Raw genomic sequence first — 2,491 nt, forward strand, 5'->3', positions numbered from 1 at the left:
CGGAAGGTGCGGCTGGATCACCTCCTTTTAGGGAGACCTACCTTGGGGCATCTGAGGGGAGTTAGACCACCCTCAGGCCAGCAAAGGTTATCCCAGGTCGGTCGGGGTTGAAGGGATGGTTGACTGGGGTTCTGGAGGGGAACCGAGGGGAGGGCTATTAGCTCAGGTGGTTAGAGCGCACCCCTGATAAGGGTGAGGTCCCTGGTTCGAGTCCAGGATGGCCCACTGTTTGTCCTGGAGAAGGGAGAGCTAGCAAGCTAGAAGCGAGCTGGCCAAGCTGAGGGCAAAGCCAGAGGGTGGGTGCAGTCTGGATTGGGGGTATAGCTCAGCTGGTAGAGCGCTGCCTTTGCACGGCAGAAGTCAGCGGTTCGAGTCCGCTTACCTCCACCACTTTGGTGAGGAGCCGGGAAGGGGTTCTCCAGTTGGATAGGTTGACGACCGGGCTAGGGGTTTGGGTCCGAGCACAAGCCTCCAGCCGGGTTGAGCCGGCCAGCACTTTGAAAACTGCATAGCAAGAGAGCAGCATGCTTCTGGGTTGAGCCCTCCGAGCCTTGGCTTGGGGGAAGCAGCAACCTGGGGGCATGAGGCAGGTAGAACACCAATGTTACGTGAGGTGAAAAGGTCAAGTCAGTTAAGGGCGCACGGTGGATACCTAGGCACGCAGAGGCGAGGAAGGGCGTGTTACCGACGAAACGCTGCGGGGAGCTGGACAAAAGCGGTGATCCGCAGGTTCCCGAATGGGGCAACCCGGCAAGGCGCAAGCCTTGTCACCTTTGGCTGAATCCATAGGCTAAAGGGGCGAACGCGGCGAACTGAAACATCTTAGTAGCCGCAGGAAAAGAAAACAAACGTGATTTCCTCAGTAGCGGCGAGCGAACGGGAAAGAGCCTAAACCGCTCAGCTACGGCTGGGCGGGGTTGTGGGACGGCCAAACGGCAGCCGGCGGGCTAGGGGAAGCAGCTGGAATGCTGCACCAGAGAAGGTGAAAGTCCTGTAGCCGAAAGCTCAAAGGCGCCGGCCGGATCCCGAGTAGCACGGGGCAGGGGAAATCCCGTGTGAATCGGCGAGAACCATCTCGTAAGGCTAAATACTCCTGCGTGACCGATAGTGAACCAGTACCGTGAGGGAAAGGTGAAAAGAACCCCGGGAGGGGAGTGAAACAGAACATGAAACCGTGTGCCTACAAGCAGTGGGAGCCCGATTGAACGGGTGACCGCGTGCCTGTTGAAGAATGAGCCAGCGAGTTACAGCGTGGGGCAGGTTAAGGCGGGAATGCCGGAGCCAAAGGGAAACCGAGTCTGAAGAGGGCGAGAGTCCCATGCTGTAGACCCGAACCTGGGTGATCTAACCATGGCCAGGCTGAAGCTTGGGTAAAGCCAAGTGGAGGGCCGAACCGGGTGATGTTGAAAAATCATCGGATGAGCTGTGGTTAGGGGTGAAATGCCAATCGAACCCAGAGCTAGCTGGTTCTCCCCGAAATGCGTTGAGGCGCAGCGTCGACGGGTACCTGGTGGGGTAGAGCACTGAATCGGTGCGGGCGGCGAGAGCTGTACCAAATCGAACCAAACTGCGAATACGCCAGGGTTAGTCGGCAGTGAGACGGTGGGGGATAAGCTCCATCGTCGAGAGGGAAACAGCCCAGACCACCAACTAAGGCCCCCAAGCCATCGCTCAGTGATTAAGGAGGTGGGGGTGCCCAGACAACCAGGAGGTTGGCTTAGAAGCAGCCACCCTTTAAACAGTGCGTAACAGCTGACTGGTCAAGCGCCCTTGCGCCGAAAATGGACGGGGCTAAGCGATGCGCCGAAGTTGTGGATGGTGATGGTAGGGGAGCGTTCCGCAGTAGGGTGAAGCGTCAGCGGAAGCAGACGTGGACGAGGCGGAAGTGAGAATGTTGGCTTGAGTAGCGCAAACATTGGTGAGAATCCAATGCCCCGAAAACCCAAGGGTTCCCCCGGAAGGCTCGTCCGCGGGGGGTTAGTCGGGACCTAAGGCGAGGCCGACAGGCGTAGTCGATGGAGACAGGGTGGATATTCCCTGACTGACAACTGGAGCTGAAGAGGGACGCACAAGAGCAGGCCACACCCTGACTGGATTGGGAGGGGTCTACGGACTCCGCGTGGCTGAGGGTAGTGCCAAGAAAAGCTTGTAGGCGATGAAGGTTGTCACCCGTACCCGAAACCGACACAGGTGGGTGGGTAGAGGATACCTAGGGGCGCGAGAGAACCCTCTCTAAGGAACTCGGCAAAATGACCCCGTAACTTCGGGAGAAGGGGTGCCAGTGCAAGCTGGTCGCAGTGAAAGGGCCCAGGCAACTGTTTACCAAAAACACAGGTCTCTGCTAAGTCGCAAGACGACGTATAGGGGCTGACGCCTGCCCAGTGCCGGAAGGTTAAGGAAGTCGGTTAGCGCAAGCGAAGCTGGCGACCGAAGCCCCGGTGAACGGCGGCCGTAACTATAACGGTCCTAAGGTAGCGAAATTCCTTGTCGG

The 2,491-nt window shown here is 58.4% G+C and carries 2 tRNA genes and 1 rRNA gene; all 3 read left to right on the forward strand.

The annotated features are described in order from the left end of the window. The first annotated feature begins 151 nt into the window (after window positions 1-151). Window positions 152-225, forward strand: a tRNA-Ile gene (locus NW818_RS08985). Window positions 226-314: 89 nt separating this feature from the next. Further along, window positions 315-390: transfer RNA gene (locus NW818_RS08990), tRNA-Ala, on the forward strand. A 230-nt stretch (window positions 391-620) separates the two neighbouring features. Continuing rightward, a 23S ribosomal RNA gene (locus tag NW818_RS08995) occupies window positions 621-2,491 on the forward strand; the annotation flags it as partial.

It is taken from the genome of Synechococcus sp. R6-5 (assembly GCF_047461775.1).
Taxonomy (GTDB): domain Bacteria; phylum Cyanobacteriota; class Cyanobacteriia; order Thermostichales; family Thermostichaceae; genus Thermostichus.